Below are 18,846 nucleotides of genomic sequence, written 5' to 3'. Positions count from 1 at the left end.
ACCGGATCAGAACGGTGCGTGATGCACTCGGGAGCGAACGGACGATGATCGCGCGGCGACATGTCTTTCACATTGGCGGCTACGACCCGATTCTGCCGGACACGCAGCTCGAGCGGTTCCGCCGTTCGCTGTCGAGTTTCGAGAAGACGTGGAGCGTGTCCGCGAAGGCGTCCGGCGTGCTTGACGCTACGGATGTGAGCGCATCCTGGCGGGCCGAGACCTCCGGACCTAACTGGAAGACCGAAACCACCTACGAGATGCTGCGCTGGGATGACCTGATCCTGCAGGATCACTCCCGAAGCATGCTGTCGCGATTGGGCGCCGCCTTCGTTACGCTGGGCGACTGGCTGGTGACGGGAACCCTGTTCCGCTTCTTCTATGCGAGCTGGAAATATGCCGGCTTCTTCCTGTTCTCCTATCTGTGGATCGCGGGCTTTGCTGCATCTGGCGCAGCAGTAGGCTATGGGCTGACCTGGCTGTTTGGCATGAATGGTGCCGCCGCATGGATCGCCGGCGCGATTGTCGCTGCGGCCGTCTTCACAGCGCTGTTGCACCATTACGGCTGGCGGAAGCCGATCAATCATGTGTTCGACGACTGGATTTTCTCGCGACAGTATGTTCATGGCCAGCGCCCGAAGATGACGGCGCGCGTCGATGAATTCGCCAGGGTAATCGTGGCCCGCGCGCAGAAGGCCGATGTCGACGAGATCGTCATCGTCGGGCATTGCCTTGGTGCGGCGTTGGTGATGGAGGCGGTGGCCCGCGCACTCGCGCTCGACCCGGATCTCACCAAACACGGCCCGACCATTTGTGTGATGACAGTGAGCGCGACCATCCCGAAATTCGCGTTGCATCCGGCCGGCAAGAGCGTACGCACGGCAACGCGCCTCGTCGCCGACACGCCGGCGATCCGCTGGACCGAATATCACGCCCGCGACGACGTCATCAGTTTCTATCGCTTCGATCCTGTGACCTTGAAGCGCCGCAGCCGCGATCGCGACGAGGGCAGGCCGAACATCCGCCGCGTCCAGATGCATGCCATGATGGGCATGGAGCAGTTCAAGCGCTATCGCTTCAGCTTCATGCGCATCCATTATCAGATGGTGATGGGCAATCAGTGCCGTGCGCCCTACGACTATTGCATGGTGATCTGCGGTCCTCTGCCGTTCGACGAGATCACCGCGGGCGAAGGCGGCCTCAAACGCTTCAGTGCGGATGGCGCGCTGCTGGACATGCCGCTGTCCAAGATCACATCCTCTCAATCGCAAGCCGGGGCATCCGTGAATGCCGCATGATGGCCTGATCGGACGACAATGACCGCGTCACTTCTTGGAACATATGTCTGGGCGATCGGTCTGATCGCCTGGTTCATCATTCGCTACCCCTATGCGCGCAAGGCTCGCCGCACGGCGACGCTGCGCGCGGTCGGCTGGAGCCGTGAACGCATCCTGCTGGCGATCGCCACCATCGGCCTGTTCGTGGTACCGCTGATCTGGCTGGTGACCGGCTGGCCGGCCGCGCTGAACTATCAGCTGAATTATGCGGCGGTCGTGGTTGGCGCTGCACTCTATGTGCTGTCGCTCTGGCTGTTTCGCCGGTCGCACAAGGATCTCGGCCGGCAATGGTCGGCCAGCCTGGAAATCCGCGAGGCTCACCAGATCGTGCGTGCCGGCGTCTATCGCAGCATCCGCCATCCGATGTATGCCTCGTTCTGGTTGTGGGCACTGGCGCAGGCATTCCTGCTGCCGAATGCCATGGCCGCGCTGGGCGGGCTGGTCGCGATCGCGATCCTGTTCTTCACCCGCATCGACTATGAAGAGCGGATGCTGATCGAGGCATTCGGCGACGACTACCGGGCCTATATGCGTGAAACCAAGCGTATCATTCCGGGCATCTACTGACGCGGCACCAGACCGCCGGACAGATTGAGGGGGACCGACCATGACTGACATCACATCCGGACTTGAACTGCGCTCGCTCATCAAAAGCAGCGGAGAACTGGAAATCTCGCTGCAGCAGGTGGCAATCCCGGCGCCGGGCCCCGACGAGGTCGTCGTGCGCATCGAGGCCGCGCCGATCAACCCGTCGGATCTCGGTCTCCTGCTCGGCGCGGCCGATCCGGCCAGCGCGAAAGCCTCCGGCTCCGGCGCGTCCTCGGTTGTCACAGCAACCGTCCCGCAGGCCAATATGAAAGCGATGGGCGGCCGTCTCGACGAGTCGATGGCGGTCGGCAATGAGGGCGCCGGCATGGTGGTGAAGGCCGGATCGTCCGAGGCCGCGCAAGCGCTGCTCGGCAAGACCGTCGCGATGATCGGCGGCGCGATGTATGCGCAGTATCGCGTCATCAAGGCCAAGGAATGTCTGCCGCTGCCCGAGGGCACGACGGCCACCGAGGGCGCATCCTGCTTCGTCAATCCGCTGACCTCGCTCGGCATGGTCGAGACCATGAAGCGGGAAGGGCACACGGCGCTGGTGCATACGGCCGCCGCGTCCAATCTCGGCCAGATGCTCAACAAGATCTGCCAGAAGGACGGCATCGATCTCGTCAACATCGTTCGCAGCGAGGAGCAGGAGAAACTGCTGCGCGGCATCGGCGCGAAATATGTCTGCAACTCGACGTCGCCGGCCTTCATGGAAGATCTGACTGCCGCATTGATTGCCACCAATGCCACGCTGGCCTTCGACGCCACCGGTGGCGGCAAGCTGCAGGGCCAGATCCTGCAGGCGATGGAAGTCGCCGCCGTCAAGGCGATGAAGGTCTACAGCCGCTATGGCTCGACGACCCACAAGCAGGTCTACGTCTATGGCCGGCTGGATCTACGCCCAATCGAATTCGTCCCTGCCGGGATGGCCTGGGGCATGGGTGGGTGGCTGCTGTTTCCGTTCCTGCAGAAGATCGGCGCTGCTGATGCCGCGAAGCTCCGTGCCCGCGTGGTCGCCGAACTCAAGACCACCTTCGCCAGTCACTACACCAAGGTGATTTCGCTCGAAGGCGTCTTGCAGCTCGACAATCTCCGGGCCTATGCGAAGCGCGCCACCGGCGAGAAGTATCTGATCAATCCGAACATGCCGGGATGACACTCGCCGATCAGTCTGCCGGCGTGGTTACGGATGGCGCGCGGCTTTTGCTGCGCCATCCGCCGTATCTGTACTACATGGTATCGCGCAGCTTCTCGCGCTTCGCCTCGCAGATCGCCGCGGTTGCGGTTGGCTGGCAGATCTATGATCTGACCGGCAGCGCGTTCCAGCTCGGCATGGTCGGCCTCGCGCAATTCGTGCCGATGCTGGCGCTGGTCTTCGTCGCGGGCCATATCGCCGACCGCTATGATCGCCGCCGGGTGGTGCAGATCTGCCAGATGCTGCAGGGGCTGACGGCGATCCTGCTCGCCTGGGGTACTTATGCCGGCTGGATTACGGTGCCGCAGATTTTCGTGGCGCTGGTGGTGATCGGCGCGGCGACCGCGTTCGAGGCGCCGGCCGGTTCGGCGCTGCTGCCCGGCGTCGTACCGGAAGGTCGCCTGCAAAAAGCGACAGCACTTTCCACCGGCGTGTTTCAGGTGGCGATGATTTGCGGCCCCGCGCTCGGCGGCATCGCGTACGCGCTGTCGCCGTCGACGCCCTATGTGCTGATGGCGGCATTCTGGCTAATCGGCGGCGCGCTCAACAGCGCCATCAAATTGGCGCGCGAGGTGGCGGTGAAGGATCCGCCGTCGCTGCGGACTTTGTTTGCCGGCGTGGGCTTCGTGCGCAGCAATCCGGCGATCCTCGGCACCATTTCGCTCGATCTGTTCGCGGTGCTGCTCGGCGGCGCCACCGCGCTTCTCCCGATCTACGCGCGCGACATTCTGCAGACTGGTCCGTGGGGTCTCGGCCTCATGCGCGCCGCCCCTGCAGTTGGTGCACTGCTGACGACTGTGGTGCTCACGCGCTACTCGATCAACCGCCGGGTGGGCATGCGGATGTTCCAGGCCGTCATTATCTTCGGCCTTGCGACAGCGGTGTTCGCAGTGTCGCAATGGCTGTGGTTGTCGGTCGCCGCGCTCGCGGTACTCGGCGCGGCCGATACAGTCAGCGTGGTGATCCGTTTCTCGCTGGTGCAGCTCGCGACCCCGGACGACATGCGCGGCCGGGTCGGTGCAGTGAACTACCTGTTCATCAATACCTCGAACCAGCTCGGCCAGTTCGAGAGCGGCGTCACCGCCGCACTGTTCGGCACTGTGCCCGCCGCCCTGATCGGTGGCCTCGGGACCGTTGCCATCGCGTTGCTGTGGATGCGGCTGTTCCCGACGCTGCGCAATGTCGAACGGCTGGAGTAGGGGCGTCAGCGATCCGCGAAAGCCAGCTTGGCACCGAGCGCGGCAAACGCGCCGGCAAAAGTGCGTCGCATCCAGGTCAGCACCCGTGGCCGTGTGATGACGTGGTTGCGGATCGACGCAGCGAACAGGCCGTAGAGCGCAAACACCACGAAAGTCATCAGCATGAATACCGCGCTGAGCAGCAGCATCTGTGACAGCGGATGCGCCTCGTCAGCACTGAGGAACTGCGGCAGGAAGGCGAGGAAGAAGATCGACAGTTTCGGATTGAGGATGTTGATCAGGATCGCTGTGGTTATCACCTGCAGCGTGGACTGCGCGCTGTTGTCGGCTTCCACCTTCAGCGCGCCATGCTCCTGCAGCGTCTTCCAGGCCATATAGAGCAGGTAGGCGACGCCGACATATTTGAACACCTGAAACGCCAAGGCGCTGGTGTGCAGCAGTGCTGCGAGACCAAGGATCGCGGCGGCCATATGCGGAACGATGCCGAGCGTGCAACCGAACGCGGCGACGACGCTGCTGCGGCCTCCGCGCGAAAATCCGGTTGCCAGTGTGTAAAGGGCGCCAGTGCCCGGCGACGCCACCACGATCAGCGAGGTGATGAGAAATTCGATGGTCACGATGATGGCTCCGGCTTGCAAACTTGGATCGTCAGAATGTCGCTTGCGATCCTGTCAGGCAAGCACGTCGTCAGTTGCACACCTCGACATTGGTGAGGCCGATGCGCATGTCGCGCGACACCAAGCGGCAGCCGGGACGCACCGGACGGCAGCCGGCATTGTCGCAGACGATCTGGCTGGACGGCTGTGCGCGCGGCGAGCGGGCCTGAATTTGCGGGCGATCAAGCTCATCGCGCTCGCGGCGCGGCGCGTTGCGTTTGGCCTCGTTGCGGTTGCGCTTCTTCTCACATTCATTGTCGTCATTCAGGAACGTGCCGGCGCGGCATACGATTTTCACGCAGCGGTCGCCGTCCGCCTCTGAACCATGCGCACAGACCAGCGGGCAGACCCGTGCAGATTTGGCCTTGATCGCCTCGAGCGCATCGGTGCTGGCCGCCTTGGCATCGAACTTGGTCGAGGCGTAGCGATTGAAGCGTTCGAGCGACTTGCGGGAAGCCACAGTCCATGAGTTGTCGACTGATCCCTGCAGGCAGCCCACCCGCTGAAGCTCGACCTGGACCTGACGGGGTAGATCGGCTGGCGCGGGTGTTCGGGACACATCGGCCGTGGGGGCGGGGAGTGTCGCCAACTGCGGTCCGGCGGCAGGCGTGTCCAGCTTGCCGGCATCGACCCTGGCTTCCGCTGCCGCGCGGGCGCGCTCGCCGGCGGCGGCGCGTTCCTGCTCGGCGGTCTTGAGTTTCTCGGCAGCGATCCGGGCATCCTCGGCGGTCTTGGCATCGGCCGCTGCCTTGGTCTGTTCGGCCTTCCTGGCGCCTTCGGCAGCCAGACGGGCTTTCTCTTCAACGGCGAGGCGGGCTTTCTCCGCAGCAGCGGTATGGGCGTCCTCGGCTGCGAGCTTCGCGAGTTGGGATTTGGCCAGCGACGCATAGAAGCCGTCGGGGTGCTGGGTCAGGAACGCGTTCCAGCCGTCTCTGGTCGCAAGCTGCAAAGCCAGCTCGTAGTCGCGGCGGGTTTCGGCCTGGACACTGACGGCGGGCGACGTGGCGACGGCAGCCACCGGGACCAGCGGCACGTCGTCGCCGCCGAGCGAACCGTAGACATACGGTTCCTGGCGGTTGCTGGTGTTCTTCATGACGTCGTCGCGGATGAAGCCGAAGGCCTTGCGGAGGTCGAGGCCAGGCGTCGCGATGTGGCGGACCAGCGCGGCCGTGAAGGGGCTGTTCTTGCTGTCGCCGTCCAGCGCCGTCGAGCCGGCCTTGGCCGAATAGGCGATCAGCGTGTTGGGGCTGGTCGGCTCCACCTTGGCGAGGCCGCGGGCGATCGCCCGGGATGCCGTGGTGCGCTTCATATTCTTGATGAAGGGGTTGTCGCGGCAGGCATCGAGGATCACCAGCCGCAGCTTCTTCGCGGGCTCAATGGTCACCAGGATGCGCTCCAGCGAGAACGCCTCGTCATAGACATCGGTGTCGCGTTCCAGCAGTGCGTCGACCGGAATCAGGTAATTGGTGCCATCGACCTCGATGCCGTGGCCGGCGAAATAGACCAGAGCAACGTCCGCATCGCGCGCCTTGTCCGCGAAATCGCGCAGGGCCCGGCGCATCTCGGTCGCCTTCAGATCCCGTCGGGCTTCGACAATGTCGAAATTAGCGGTCTTCAAGGTCTCGGTCATCGCCGCGGCGTCGTTGGCCGGATTGGCGAGCTTGACGACGTTCTGGTAGGCCGAATTGCCGATCACCAGTGCGACGCGCTTGTCGGCGGCTAAGGCCGACTGACTGAGCAAGCTCAAGGCGAAGACTACGGAAGCCACAAGACCAAGGTTGCGCATCGGAAGCCCCGCAAATTGCGACGGTCGAATTCGAGCAGCCTGGCCAGACGTCGCAGATCAGTCGGGACTGGCTTACGTGGTTTGTCGCGCAGCACTCTCCGCAGGTTCGATCACAGCGGCGATCCCCGCGTCATCCATTTGAGCGATATCAGCATAACGAAGATGTGTTTGGGCGGGCGAGGCGGACGTGCCGGTTCGGCACGATTACGGCCGTCAAATACAATCCATGCACTTGCATCTTTTGCCGGGATAGGTGACAGGTTCCAGATGCGCTCCGCGCTTTTTGGAAGCAGTTATTCAGGGGATATCTCATGGCCACCTACAGCGTTGCCGTCATTGTCGGCAGCCTCCGCAAACAGTCGTTCTCGCTCAAGGTTGCGAATGCACTCGCCCAGCTGGCGCCGCCGTCGCTGAAGCTGAACGTCATCACGCTGAACGAGCTGTCATTCTTCAATCAGGACCTGGAAGCCGCGCCGCCGGCCGACTGGGTCAAGTTCCGCGAAGCGATCCAGGCCTCGGATGCGGTACTGTTTGTCTCTCCGGAATATAACCGCTCAGTTTCGGGTGTCCTGAAAAACGCCATCGACGTCGGTTCGCGGCCCTATGGCAAGAGCTCGTTTCTCGGCAAGCCCACCGGCATCGTGGTTAGCTCGCCCGGTCCGATCGGTGGCCTGGGTGCTGCCCTTAGCCTGCGCCAAACCCTGCCGGGGATTGTCGGTCCCATCATGCAACAGCCTGAAATCTATCTGAATGCCGTCGGCGACGCGTTCAGCGAACAGGGCGAGATCGTCAAGGAATCGATCCGGCCGGTGCTGCAGGCCTATATCGACGCCTTCGCCGCCTGGGTCGACAAGCTGAAGAAATAACCCGCGCAAATTCAGGTTGCGGCCCGGTTGTTAGGTTCGCCTTAACCGGGCCGTCGCATTTTCGGGAATGGTCAAGCATACCCGCCTCAAATCGATCCTCACCGGGCTCGTGCTCTATGCACTGGCGGCGATGATGATCAGCTATTTCGGGGTCAATGCCTATACCGGCAAATATGGCCTCAACGCCCGCCAGGAGCTCGACCAGGAGATCGTCGCGCTGACCTCCGAACTGGTACAGTTGAAGAAGGAACGCACCAAGGCCGAGCAGCGCGTGGCGTTGCTGCGATCTGGTGGACTCGATCCCGACATGCTCGACGAGCGCGCGCGCTACCAGCTCGACTACGCGCATCCGCGCGACCTCGTGAAGGTCATCAAGCCAAACTAAGATTCTCTCTTCGGCGGCGAGTCGTCCTCGCATGAAGCAACACAGCTTTGCATCAAAGCTATGGATCGCTCGCGCCTGCTCATCGTGACGGCAACGTGACCACGACAGGCGCTTTCATTCCTCAAATTACAAAACCGATCCAATTCGATTTCGAAAGTTTCGCGCCTTCGCTGCAGTGCGAAACAACCGTGTGGCATTCCGCGCGACGCAATCCCTTTCAAGCCGCAAGCACTTGGAGTAGGAAGGGCCATTCACTCTCGCATCCGGAATTTTCATGGCCGCACCGAAGAAAAGCGTCGCTCCCGCAGGGCAGGCAACGAGCAATGGCGCAACCCCGTCATCGCCGCCAGATTTCACCCGCGATCAGGAGATGCACGCGCTTCGCGACATGCTGCTGATCCGACGTTTCGAGGAGAAGGCTGGCCAGCTCTACGGCATGGGCGCGATTGGCGGTTTCTGCCATCTCTATATCGGCCAGGAAGCCATCGTCGTCGGCATGCAGATGGCATTGAAGGACGGAGATCAGGTCATCACCGGCTATCGCGACCATGGTCACATGCTGGCCTGTGGCATGGACGCCAAGGGCGTCATGGCCGAGCTGACGGGGCGCAAGGGCGGCTACTCCAAGGGCAAGGGTGGCTCCATGCACATGTTCAGCCGCGAGAAGAACTTCTACGGCGGTCATGGCATCGTCGGCGCGCAGGTGTCGCTCGGTACAGGTCTCGCTTTCGCCAACCGTTACCGCGGCAATGATCTCGTCAGCCTCGCTTACTTTGGCGACGGCGCGTCGAACCAGGGCCAGGTCTATGAGAGCTTCAACATGGCGGAGCTGTGGAAGCTCCCCGTGATCTACGTCATCGAGAACAACCGCTACGCCATGGGTACCTCGGTGACGCGCTCCTCGGCTCAGACCGACTTCTCCAAGCGCGGCATCTCCTTCAACATTCCGGGCGAGCAGGTCGACGGCATGGACGTCCGCGCCGTGAAGGCCGCCGGTGACCGTGCAGTCGCTTGGTGCCGCGCCGGCAAGGGTCCGTTCATTCTGGAAATGCAGACCTATCGCTATCGCGGTCACTCGATGTCCGATCCGGCCAAATACCGGACCCGCGAGGAAGTGGACAAGGTTCGCCACGACCAGGACCCGATCGAGCAGGTGCGCAACCGTCTGCTGGCCGCTGACGTGACCGAGCAGGACCTCAAGGCGATCGACGCCGAGGTGCGTGACATCGTCAACGCATCGGCGGATTTCGCGCAGCAGGACCCTGAGCCCGATGCATCCGAACTTTACACCGATGTGTACCGCTAAGCGCGCGGCTTAAAGACCGATCTGGAGTTATAATGGCCATTCAAGTTCTGATGCCCGCGCTGTCCCCGACCATGGAGAAAGGCAACCTCTCCAAATGGCTCAAGAAGGAAGGCGACACGATCAAGTCCGGCGATGTGATCGCCGAAATCGAAACCGACAAAGCGACGATGGAAGTCGAAGCGACCGATGAAGGGACGCTCGGCAAGATCCTGATCCCGGAAGGGACCAACGATGTCGCGGTCAACACGCCGATAGCAACCATCCTCGCTGACGGCGAAGACGCATCTGCTGCGGCGAGCGCACCGGCCCCGGCGAAGCAGGAGAAGGCCGCAGAATCCGCGCCGCCTGCCGCGGAAGCCAAATCCGCTCCGGCTCCGAAGGAAGAAGCTGCTGCGCCGGCAGCTCCGACGGCTTCGATCCAGCCCGATCCCGAAATTCCTGAAGGCACCGAGATGGTGACCATGACCATCCGCGAAGCGCTACGCGACGCGATGGCCGAGGAAATGCGCAGGGATGAAGACGTCTTCATCATGGGCGAGGAAGTCGCCGAATATCAGGGCGCCTACAAGGTGACCCAGAACCTGCTGCAGGAATTCGGCGCACGCCGTGTCATCGACACGCCGATCACCGAACACGGCTTCGCCGGTGTCGGCGTCGGTGCGGCGATGTCTGGCCTGAAGCCGATCGTCGAATTCATGACCTTCAACTTCGCCATGCAGGCGATCGACCAGATCATCAACTCCGCTGCCAAGACGCTCTACATGTCCGGCGGCCAGATGACCTGTCAGATCGTCTTCCGCGGCCCGAACGGCGCTGCGGCGCGCGTCGGTGCCCAGCACAGCCAGGACTACTCGGCCTGGTATTCGCAGATCCCGGGCCTCAAGGTCGTCGCACCCTATAGCGCCGCCGACTACAAGGGCTTGCTCAAATCCGCAATCCGCGATCCGAACCCGGTGATCTTCCTCGAAAACGAAATGCTTTACGGGCATTCCGGCGAGGTGCCGAAGCTCGACGACTACATCGTGCCGATTGGCAAGGCCAAGGTCGCACGTGTCGGCAAAGATGTGACGCTGATCTCGTGGTCGAACGGCATGACCTATGCCCTGAAGGCTGCCGAAGAACTCGCCAAGGAAGGCATCGAGGCGGAGGTCATCGACCTGCGCACGCTGCGTCCACTCGACACCGACACCATCATCGAGTCCGTGAAGAAAACATCGCGCGCCGTGACGGTGGAAGAAGGCTGGCAACAGTCGGGTGTGGGCGCCGAAATCGCCGCACGCATCATGGAGCATGCGTTCGACTATCTCGATGCGCCGGTCGCGCGCGTGTCGGGCAAGGACGTGCCGATGCCTTACGCCGCCAATCTCGAAAAGCTGGCGCTGCCGTCGGTGGCCGACGTCGTGGCTGCGGCCAAAGCCGTTTGCTATCGGTGAACCATGGCAGGTCCGAAGGAACAGCCACTGCCGCCGGATGTCATGGATCGCGAGGACGCCACCGAGGTGTTGCGCGCGTTCGTGCTGGATGGCGGGCTGTCCATCGCCTTCATGCGCGCCTTCGAGGAGCCCGATATGTGGGGGCTCCTGCTGGTCGATATCGCGCGCCATGCCGCACGCGCCTATGCGCGTGAGGCCAACTATTCCGAGGACGAGGCGCTGAACCGCATCGTCGAAATGTTCGAAGCTGAAATCGCGCGTCCGACTGACATGGGCAACACCACGCCGCGGTCGCAACAAGGTCACTGACAATGCCAATCAACATTCTGATGCCTGCGCTGTCGCCCACCATGGAAAAGGGCAACCTTGCCAAGTGGCTCAAGAAGGAGGGCGACAAGGTCAAGTCTGGCGACGTGATCGCGGAGATCGAGACCGACAAGGCGACGATGGAAGTCGAAGCCGTCGACGAAGGCACAATCGCCAAGATCCTGGTGGCGGAAGGTACGCAAGATGTTGCTGTGAACGCCGTGATCGCGGTGCTCGCCGCCGACGGCGAGGACGTGAAGGCCGCGAGTTCGGGGGCAGGGGCTGACAAGCCGAAGCCCGCGCCTGCTGCCGAAGCTCCCGCGCCGAAGCCTGCAGCTGCTGCACCTGCGCCGGCTGCTGCTTCCGCAGCGAAAGCACCGGCACCGGCCGCTGCGCCAGCTCCGCAGCCGGCCGCCGCACAGAGCAATGGCGCGCGCGTATTCTCATCACCGCTGGCGCGTCGTCTCGCCAAGGACGCCGGCATCGAACTTGGTCGTATCAACGGATCGGGTCCACATGGCCGTGTGGTCGCCGCGGATGTCGAAAAGGCGAAGTCCGGTCAGGGCCTCAAACCAGCAGCCGCGGCTGCCGGCACTCCAGCAGGTGCAACTGGAGCGATCGGTGCGCCTGCAATGTCCGATCAGCAGATTCTCGGGCTGTACGAGCAGGGCGCTTACGAGAGCGTGCCGCATGACTCGATGCGCCGCACGATTGCGCAGCGTCTCACCGCCGCGACCAACTCGATGCCGACCTTCTATCTCACCGTCGACTGCGATCTCGGCAAGCTCTCCTCCGCGCGGGAGGAGATCAATGCTGCGGCCGGCAAGAACGCGGAGGGCAAGCCACTCTACAAGCTCTCGGTCAACGATTTCGTCATCAAGGCGATGGCCATCGCGCTGCAGAAGATTCCGGAAGCGAACGTGTCGTGGACGGAAGCAGCGATGCTCCGTCATAAGCATTCCGACATCGGCGTCGCGGTGGCGCTGCCGTTCGGCCTGATCACGCCGATCATCCGCCAGGCCGAGATCAAGTCGATTTCGGCAATCTCCAACGAGATGAAGGAACTTGCCGCGCGCGCCAAGGCCAAGAAGCTCAAACCTAACGAATACCAGGGCGGCGCGTCATCCGTGTCCAATCTCGGCATGTTCGGCATCAAGGACTTCACGGCGGTGATCAATCCGCCGCAGTCGTCGATCCTTGCGGTTGGCACGGGCGAGGAACGGGCCGTGGTGCGCAATGGCCAGATCGTCGCTGCAACCATCATGAGCGTGACCCTGTCCTGCGACCACCGCGCCATTGACGGCGCGCTCGGCGCGGAACTGATCACGGCATTCAAGAAGTTGATCGAAAATCCGGTGATGATGGTGGTGTAGTAACGCAGTTCTTTCTTCCCTCTCCCCTTGTGGGAGAGGGTGGATCGACCGCGCAGCGGTCGAGACGGGTGAGGGGTATGCACCAGCCGGTGTCCTATCAGAAGCGCGCGTTCGCCAAATCGCTGCGAGCGAATGCGACCGAGACTGAAAAGACGCTGTGGCGCCTGCTGCGATCCCGTCGTCTGACAAATCTAAAATTTCGCCGGCAGGTGCCGATTGGTCCTTGGATCGCGGATTTCGTGTCGTTCGAACGTCGTTTGATCGTGGGAGCCGATGGCAGCCAGCATGCGGAGAGTACGAGAGACCAACAACGAGACCGAGATCTGAAGGAGCGCGGATTTCGCACCCTGCGCTTCTGGAACAACGACATTCTGCAGCGCTCGGAAATGGTGCTCGAAGCCATTCTCGACGCTGCCCAGCATTACCCCTCACCCGTCTGCGCGCCTGACGGCGCGCATCCACCCTCTCCCACAAGGGGAGAGGGAAGAAAGAGCGAGTAACTCATGGCTGATAATTCCTTCGACGTCGTCGTCATCGGCTCCGGTCCCGGCGGCTATGTGACGGCCATTCGGGCCGCGCAGCTCGGCTTCAAGACAGCGATCGTCGAGAAGGCCTATCTCGGCGGCATCTGCAATAACTGGGGCTGTATCCCGACCAAGGCGCTGCTGCGCTCGGCGGAAATCTATCACTACATGCAGCATGCCAAGGATTATGGCCTGTCGGCGGACAACGTGACGTTCGACATCAAGGCCGTGATCGCGCGCTCGCGCGGCGTCGTGAAGCGCCTCAGCGGCGGCGTCGAATATCTGATGAACAAGAACAAGATCTCGATCATCTGGGGCGACGCGACCCTGGATGCGCCGGGCAAATTCACTGTCAAGAAGACGGAAGCCGCAGCACCCAAGGGCGCGCTCGGGGCAGGCAGCTATACTGCCAAGCATATCATCGTCGCCACCGGCGCCCGGCCGCGCGTGCTGCCGGGTCTCGAGCCCGACAAGAAGCTTGTCTGGACCTATTTCGAGGCCATGAACCCCGACAAGATGCCGAAGTCGCTGCTGGTGGTCGGCTCCGGCGCCATCGGCATCGAATTCGCATCGTTCTACAAGACCATGGGCGCCGACGTGACCGTAGTCGAGGTGCTGCCGCAGATCCTGCCAGTCGAAGACGCCGAGATCGCCGGTTTCGCCCGCAAACAGTTCGAGAAGCAGGGCATCAAGATCATGTCCGGCGCGAAGGTGACCAAGCTCGACAAGAAGTCGGATTCGGTCACCGTGACCATCGAGGATGGCAAGGGGGCTACCCAGCGACTCACCGTCGATCGCGTCATCTCGGCGGTCGGTGTGGTCGGCAATATCGAAGGCTTTGGCCTTGAGAAGCTCGGCGTGAAGACCGAGCGCGGCTGTATCGTGATCGACAAATACGGCAAGACCAATGTGCCCGGCATCTATGCCATCGGCGACGTCGCCGGTCCGCCGATGCTGGCCCACAAGGCCGAGCATGAGGGCGTGATCTGCGTCGAGGCGATCAAGGGGATGAACCCGCATGCAATGGACAAGTCGCTGATCCCGGGCTGCACCTATTGCCATCCGCAGGTGGCCTCGGTCGGTCTCACCGAAGCCAAGGCAAAGGAAGCCGGCAAGGACATCCGCGTCGGCCGCTTCCCCTTCGTCGCCAATGGCAAGGCCATCGCCCAGGGCGAGGACCAGGGCATGGTGAAGGTGATCTTCGACAAGAAGACTGGCCAGCTGCTCGGCGCCCATATGGTCGGCGCTGAGGTCGTCGAGATGATCCAGGGCTTTGTGGTCGCCATGAACCTGGAGACCACCGAGGAAGAGCTCTTCCACACCATCTTCCCGCATCCGACCATCTCGGAGACGATGAAGGAAGCCGTGCTCGACGCCTATGGGCGCGTGCTGAATACGTAGTCGAAAGCATTTCCGATCGATAATTTTGATCGCTGCATCGTGAAGTTGCGGCGGGCTTACGTTCCGGTCTCCCGACGTTATCTGCCGTCAAGGTCAGACGCGAATGCGTCCAAGGCGCAAGTGCTGTCATTTCCGAGTGACGCTAAATCAGGGAGGTTTTCATGAAAACAACGATCACCACTGCCGCGGCTTCGGCCCTCATTGCTCTGATAATGTCCGGTGTCGCCACTGGGGCAGAGCAGCGCTCTGCACACCGGCATGCTCAACCGCAGGCCGTCACAACCTATGGCGACTCACGCGATGCCTTCGCCTATTACCCGGGCTGGGGCCGTGATCCTGTGCTCGTCCGCGGTGTTTATCCCGGGCTGGTCTACGGTGGTGCCACCTCCGCGCCCGCCGGACGTTGAGATCGGCAACGGATGGAAAAGTCGGCCTTGCGCTGACTTTCCGGTAAGCGGCAGCGATTTTAGCCTCGCTCAAAAGGGTTGCCGGTGCGCCACAAATGTTGCTTGCTTGCCACAGTCCCCCCAAGATTTAACCCTGTCGTGCTGTGGGTATTGTAACCGCCGCTATTTGGCCACACGCCTTCGTGAAATCATTTCTCACCAGCCAGAAGGCTGGAGCGCTTTGTTGATCGGCGGGATGTCAGTGGGATTGTCCCGGATCGCCGAAGCGGCCTGAGAAACCAGGTTCGCGATGAACGCCAAGACGAACATCAAGTCGCGTTTGCCTAGCCGTCTTATGACGGAGGGCCGGGAGCAGGCGTCGCGTGGCGCGCTCCCCTGCGCGACGAGTCTGGCGACGCTGCGGCGCGAACGGTTCATCGCCGGCCCAGTGCTGCGCGCGCAAGAATCTCGCACCGTCGAAATCTTCAAAAAGACACCATATGGCACCGATTTGAAGCGGGTGAGCCGTTATGTCGCCAAAGACATATTGGAAGTTGCCGACATACTGTTGCTGAAGACGACATTGCTCGATCACAGCCGGTCGCAGGGAGCGTGCCTCACTGCGACGGGGCAGATGATCGCGGAGAAAATGAAGCCCGTGACGCGGAATTCCCATCAGGACGTCATTCGTTCTGCCGACAAGCTGATCGCCGTTATTGGTGACCTTGTTGGATCGAAGGGGACTCTGGCTCCTGACACCTTCGAATCGATGGGCGGTAGCACCATCGGGTGCGAAACCGGTGAGGGCTGCCTTAACGTAAAATTGACCGACAAAGAATTGGCCGCGCACCCGACCAAACGGAAGCGTCGCGCGACTAACCATATGTCAGGGACGCTGTGGACATATGCCCAGCAGGTTGGATCGGCCATTGGTTGCGCCGTGACCCAAACCGGCCGGGCCCACGAGAAATACTGTTATGCGGATAGTTGAGCGTACCATTTTTGTAGCGTTTGCTTTGGTTGCCGCGTCAGTGGCCGCGCCGGCCTTTGCCTTTGACGGTGCGCCCGTTGGCAGCAGCGACGCGGCCCTGCCAGTTGTAACGACCATTCCCGGTGCTGCTCCGGTCTTGAAGAAGTCCGCCAAGCCTGACACCTCGCTGACTGCGCTCCAATATGCCGCCGAAGGCGGTCATCCGATCGCCCAGTGGAAGCTCGGCCGGATGTATGCCGACGGTAACGGTGTGGCACAGGACGACCTGCGCGCCTTCGAATATTTCAGCCGTATCGCCAATGCCCACGCCGAGGACTCGCCGTCCGCGCCGCAGGCCACCATCGTCGCCAACGCCTTCGTGGCGCTCGGTCGCTATTACCTCGACGGCATTCCGAATTCGAAGATCAAGGCCGACACCGAACGCGCGCGCGAGATGTTCTCCTACGCTGCGTCCTATTTCGGCAATGCCGACGCACAATACGATCTGGCCCGGCTGTATCTGAAGGGCATCGGTACCCCGCGCGACACCAAATATGGTGCCCGCTGGCTTGGCCTTGCTGCGCAGAAGGGCCAGCACCAGGCGCAGGCGTTGCTTGGCCAGATGCTGTTCAACGGTGAATCGCTGCCACGGCAGATGGCGCGCGGCCTGATGTGGCTGACGCTGGCCCGCGACAATGCCGGCCCGGACGACACCTGGATCCGCGATAGCTACAACAAGGCGATCGCCAAGGCCTCCGAAGACGACCGCGCCATGGCGCTGCAGATGCTCGAGCACTGGGTGTCCGGCAAACGGGACTGAGGGTTGTCCCGGACTAAGCGACCGTTTCCGAGCGCGATTACCTCACACTCGACTGTCGTCACCCGGCTTGACCGGGTGACCCAGTAATCGCCAGCCTTCATTATTAATTATCAACGAGTGCTCGCGTCAGGCGCCGTCTCGGAACGTTGCCCCGGGCGTTTGCTGGATCGCCCGGTCAAGCCGGGCGATGACAATTTGTGTTTGGGGAGCGCTTGGCGACCGGCCTTTACGCCGCTTCAAGATCCAGATCGACCCACACCGGCACGTGATCGCTCGGCTTCTCCCAGGCGCGCACATATTTGTCGATCCCGACGTCGATCAGCTTGTCGCTGGCCTGCGGCGATAGCAGCAGGTGGTCGATGCGGATGCCCCAGTTCTTCTGCCAGGCGCCGGCCTGATAATCCCAGAACGTGTACTGGCCGGGTTCGTCGGTGACGGAGCGCAGGGCGTCGGTCATCCCCAATCCGAGCAGGGTTTGGAAGCTCGCGCGGGTTTCCGGCTTGAACAGCGCGTCATTGATCCAGGCCGCCGGATTATAGGCGTCGGCCGCCGCCGGGATGACGTTGAAGTCGCCGGCGAGAATCAACGGCTCCTCGGTCTTCAGCCGCAGCTTGGTGAATTCCTGCAGCCGCGACATCCATTTCAGCTTGTAGGGATACTTCTCGGTATCGACCGGATTGCCGTTGGGCAGATACAGGCAGGCAACCCTGACCACCCCGGATTTCAGCGACACTACGCCTTCGATGAAGCGCGCATGGAGATCCTCGTCGTCGCCCGCCAGCCGGGGCGTGGCTTCCTCCAGCGGATATTTCGAGAGCAGGGCAACACCGTTGAAGGTCTTCTGGCCGTGGGTGACGACATTGTAACCGAGCGCCTCGATGGGCTCGCGCGGAAACGCCTCATCGAGGCATTTGATCTCCTGCAGGCAGACGATGTCCGGTGAGCAGTCGCGCAGCCACGTCACCAGATGGTCCAGTCGCTGGCGGACAGAATTCACATTCCAGGTGGCAATTCTCATCTGATGGGATTCCGGTAACAACAATGGCAAAAATACGTCAACGTGGCATACCATCATCCCTGCCAACATGATAAGCTTTAAGCCTAAAGCGCACAGACGCTGTCTTTAAAGCTGCCATGGGCGGGAAACGGGGGCGACCCGATCTTCTGTACCAGGTGACATGGACCATATGAAGAAACGCACATCGATCGCTCTACTCGTTCTCGTCGGCGCTGCCGCGGTTGCGGCCTACACGACGCGCTCCTCGTGGACCGGTGGCAACACCAATGCACAGGCCCCGCAGCGCGCGCGGATCGTTGCGGTCGAGATTGCCAAGGCGGAACGCAAACCGGTTCCGGTCGATGTCGATTCGATCGGTACAGTAACGCCGATTTCGAGTGTCGCGCTCAAGTCGCGGGTGGAAACCACCATCACCTCGGTGCATTTTGAAGACGGCGCCAAGGTCAAGGAAGGCGATCTGCTGTTCACCCTCGATTCGCGGCAGATTGATGCCCAGATCGAGCAGGCCGAAGGCACGCTGGCCCGCGATCAGGCCCAACTGGCCGGTGCGGAACGCGACGTGCGGCGCTTTACCGATCTGATCGGGAAGGGCGCGACCACCCAGGTGAGCGTCGATAATGCCAAGACCCAATCCGATATCCTGGCCGGAACCATCCGGGCCGATCAGTCGGCGCTCGATAATCTCAAGGTCCAGAAGAGCTACACCATCATTCGCGCGCCGTTCTCCGGCCGGATCAGTGCAGCCAATGTGAAGGTCGGCAATTTCGTGCGCCCGGCTGATACGGCGCCGCTCGCCACCATCAATCAGATGGCTCCGGTCTATGTCTCCTTCGCCATTCCGCAACGTGTGCTTGGCGATCTGCGCGAAGCGATGGCGGCGGGATCGACCTCGGTCATTGCGACCATCCCGAACAGCGGCCGTTCTGAAACCGGCAAGGTGGCGATGGTGGAAAACACTGTGGATTCCACCACCGGCATGGTCACTGTGCGCGGCATCATGAGCAATCCGAACGAAACCCTGTGGCCGGGCATTCTGGTACAGACCAAATTGATCGTGCGCACCGAGGACGGCGTTGTTGTGCCCACCGTGGCCGTGCAGCGCAGCCAGACCGGGAACTTCGTCTTCATGGTGAAGGACGGCGTCGCCCGTGTTCAGCCTGTCGAAGTCGATCGGACCTTCCAGGGGATTTCGGTGATCTCGTCGGGTTTAAAAGGGGATGAGGACGTCGTCGTCGACGGCCAGCTCTTGCTGACACAAGGCACACGGGTCGAAGCCCGGGCTCGCAAGGCCGGGGCATAA

Annotated in this window: 19 protein-coding genes; 16 read left to right on the top strand and 3 right to left on the bottom strand. The window is 62.1% G+C overall.

Annotated features, from left to right (window positions below):
- Nucleotides 1-14: 14 nt before the first annotated feature.
- The 4 genes from CHC01_RS12200 to CHC01_RS12185 are packed head-to-tail and all read left to right on the top strand — an operon-like array spanning nucleotide 15 to nucleotide 4,316.
- Nucleotides 15-1,295 carry a hypothetical protein gene (locus tag CHC01_RS12200; protein WP_244558314.1) on the top strand — a complete coding sequence of 427 codons (1,281 nt, stop codon included), beginning with the start codon at nucleotides 15-17 and terminating at the stop codon, nucleotides 1,293-1,295.
- Nucleotides 1,296-1,313: 18 nt separating this feature from the next.
- Nucleotides 1,314-1,901 carry a protein-S-isoprenylcysteine O-methyltransferase gene (locus CHC01_RS12195; protein WP_089264504.1) on the top strand — a complete coding sequence of 196 codons (588 nt, stop codon included), beginning with the start codon at nucleotides 1,314-1,316 and terminating at the stop codon, nucleotides 1,899-1,901.
- Nucleotides 1,902-1,941: 40 nt separating this feature from the next.
- On the top strand, nucleotides 1,942-3,078 hold the full coding sequence (locus CHC01_RS12190) for a zinc-binding dehydrogenase (protein WP_089264503.1): 1,137 nt from the start codon (nucleotides 1,942-1,944) through the stop codon (nucleotides 3,076-3,078).
- A complete protein-coding gene (locus tag CHC01_RS12185) occupies nucleotides 3,075-4,316 on the top strand; it encodes an MFS transporter (protein ID WP_089264502.1) in 1,242 nt (413 codons plus the stop codon). Before CHC01_RS12190 ends, CHC01_RS12185 begins: the two co-directional genes overlap by 4 nt.
- A 5-nt stretch (nucleotides 4,317-4,321) precedes the next feature.
- Here CHC01_RS12185 and CHC01_RS12180 read toward each other — a convergent pair whose 3' ends face one another.
- Nucleotides 4,322-4,933, bottom strand: a complete 612-nt coding sequence (locus CHC01_RS12180) for a LysE family translocator (protein ID WP_176454566.1) — start codon at nucleotides 4,931-4,933, stop codon at nucleotides 4,322-4,324.
- Nucleotides 4,934-5,003: 70 nt separating this feature from the next.
- Nucleotides 5,004-6,758 (bottom strand): caspase family protein, encoded by a 1,755-nt coding sequence (locus CHC01_RS12175; RefSeq protein ID WP_089264501.1) that lies wholly within the window; start codon nucleotides 6,756-6,758, stop codon nucleotides 5,004-5,006.
- A gap of 311 nt (nucleotides 6,759-7,069) precedes the next feature.
- Between CHC01_RS12175 and CHC01_RS12170 the strand changes: the two genes are divergently transcribed.
- The 11 genes from CHC01_RS12170 to CHC01_RS12120 all read left to right on the top strand — a co-directional run bounded on the left by CHC01_RS12170 (nucleotide 7,070) and on the right by CHC01_RS12120 (nucleotide 16,528).
- Complete coding sequence (locus CHC01_RS12170) at nucleotides 7,070-7,624, top strand: NADPH-dependent FMN reductase (RefSeq protein ID WP_089264500.1); 555 nt, start codon at nucleotides 7,070-7,072, stop codon at nucleotides 7,622-7,624.
- A 67-nt stretch (nucleotides 7,625-7,691) separates the two neighbouring features.
- Entirely contained in the window at nucleotides 7,692-8,009 is a 318-nt protein-coding gene (locus CHC01_RS12165) for an FtsB family cell division protein (RefSeq protein WP_068730817.1), read from the top strand.
- A gap of 274 nt (nucleotides 8,010-8,283) precedes the next feature.
- The gene (gene pdhA / locus CHC01_RS12160) at nucleotides 8,284-9,315 is read left to right on the top strand and encodes a pyruvate dehydrogenase (acetyl-transferring) E1 component subunit alpha (protein WP_089264499.1); all 1,032 of its coding nucleotides are present in this window, start codon (nucleotides 8,284-8,286) and stop codon (nucleotides 9,313-9,315) included.
- A 32-nt stretch (nucleotides 9,316-9,347) separates the two neighbouring features.
- Nucleotides 9,348-10,748, top strand: coding sequence for a pyruvate dehydrogenase complex E1 component subunit beta (locus CHC01_RS12155; protein ID WP_089264498.1), 1,401 nt, complete (start codon nucleotides 9,348-9,350; stop codon nucleotides 10,746-10,748).
- A 3-nt stretch (nucleotides 10,749-10,751) separates the two neighbouring features.
- Nucleotides 10,752-11,057 carry a DUF5076 domain-containing protein gene (locus CHC01_RS12150; protein ID WP_068730814.1) on the top strand — a complete coding sequence of 102 codons (306 nt, stop codon included), beginning with the start codon at nucleotides 10,752-10,754 and terminating at the stop codon, nucleotides 11,055-11,057.
- A gap of 2 nt (nucleotides 11,058-11,059) precedes the next feature.
- Nucleotides 11,060-12,427, top strand: coding sequence for a pyruvate dehydrogenase complex dihydrolipoamide acetyltransferase (locus CHC01_RS12145; protein WP_089264497.1), 1,368 nt, complete (start codon nucleotides 11,060-11,062; stop codon nucleotides 12,425-12,427).
- 77 nt (nucleotides 12,428-12,504) lie between these two features.
- On the top strand, nucleotides 12,505-12,927 hold the full coding sequence (locus CHC01_RS12140; protein WP_089264496.1) for an endonuclease domain-containing protein: 423 nt from the start codon (nucleotides 12,505-12,507) through the stop codon (nucleotides 12,925-12,927).
- A gap of 3 nt (nucleotides 12,928-12,930) precedes the next feature.
- The gene (gene lpdA / locus CHC01_RS12135) at nucleotides 12,931-14,352 is read left to right on the top strand and encodes a dihydrolipoyl dehydrogenase (RefSeq protein WP_089264495.1); all 1,422 of its coding nucleotides are present in this window, start codon (nucleotides 12,931-12,933) and stop codon (nucleotides 14,350-14,352) included.
- Nucleotides 14,353-14,513: 161 nt separating this feature from the next.
- Nucleotides 14,514-14,759, top strand: coding sequence for a hypothetical protein (locus tag CHC01_RS12130; protein WP_089264494.1), 246 nt, complete (start codon nucleotides 14,514-14,516; stop codon nucleotides 14,757-14,759).
- 289 nt (nucleotides 14,760-15,048) lie between these two features.
- A complete protein-coding gene (locus tag CHC01_RS12125) occupies nucleotides 15,049-15,729 on the top strand; it encodes a dihydroxy-acid dehydratase (protein ID WP_141137093.1) in 681 nt (226 codons plus the stop codon).
- Nucleotides 15,716-16,528 (top strand): tetratricopeptide repeat protein, encoded by an 813-nt coding sequence (locus CHC01_RS12120; protein ID WP_089264492.1) that lies wholly within the window; start codon nucleotides 15,716-15,718, stop codon nucleotides 16,526-16,528. The genes CHC01_RS12125 and CHC01_RS12120 overlap by 14 nt, the downstream gene beginning before the upstream one ends.
- A gap of 226 nt (nucleotides 16,529-16,754) precedes the next feature.
- Here CHC01_RS12120 and xth read toward each other — a convergent pair whose 3' ends face one another.
- Nucleotides 16,755-17,546: an exodeoxyribonuclease III gene (xth, locus tag CHC01_RS12115; protein ID WP_089264491.1), complete on the bottom strand. Its 792-nt coding sequence runs from the start codon at nucleotides 17,544-17,546 to the stop codon at nucleotides 16,755-16,757.
- 169 nt (nucleotides 17,547-17,715) lie between these two features.
- Here xth and CHC01_RS12110 point away from each other — a divergent pair, with 169 nt between their 5' ends.
- On the top strand, nucleotides 17,716-18,846 hold the full coding sequence (locus tag CHC01_RS12110) for an efflux RND transporter periplasmic adaptor subunit (RefSeq protein WP_089264722.1): 1,131 nt from the start codon (nucleotides 17,716-17,718) through the stop codon (nucleotides 18,844-18,846).

This window comes from Tardiphaga sp. OK246 (assembly GCF_900188215.1).
Lineage (GTDB): Bacteria > Pseudomonadota > Alphaproteobacteria > Rhizobiales > Xanthobacteraceae > Tardiphaga > Tardiphaga robiniae.
Note: the sequence above shows the minus strand (reverse complement) of the source record. Positions and strands in the feature narration are given on the sequence as shown.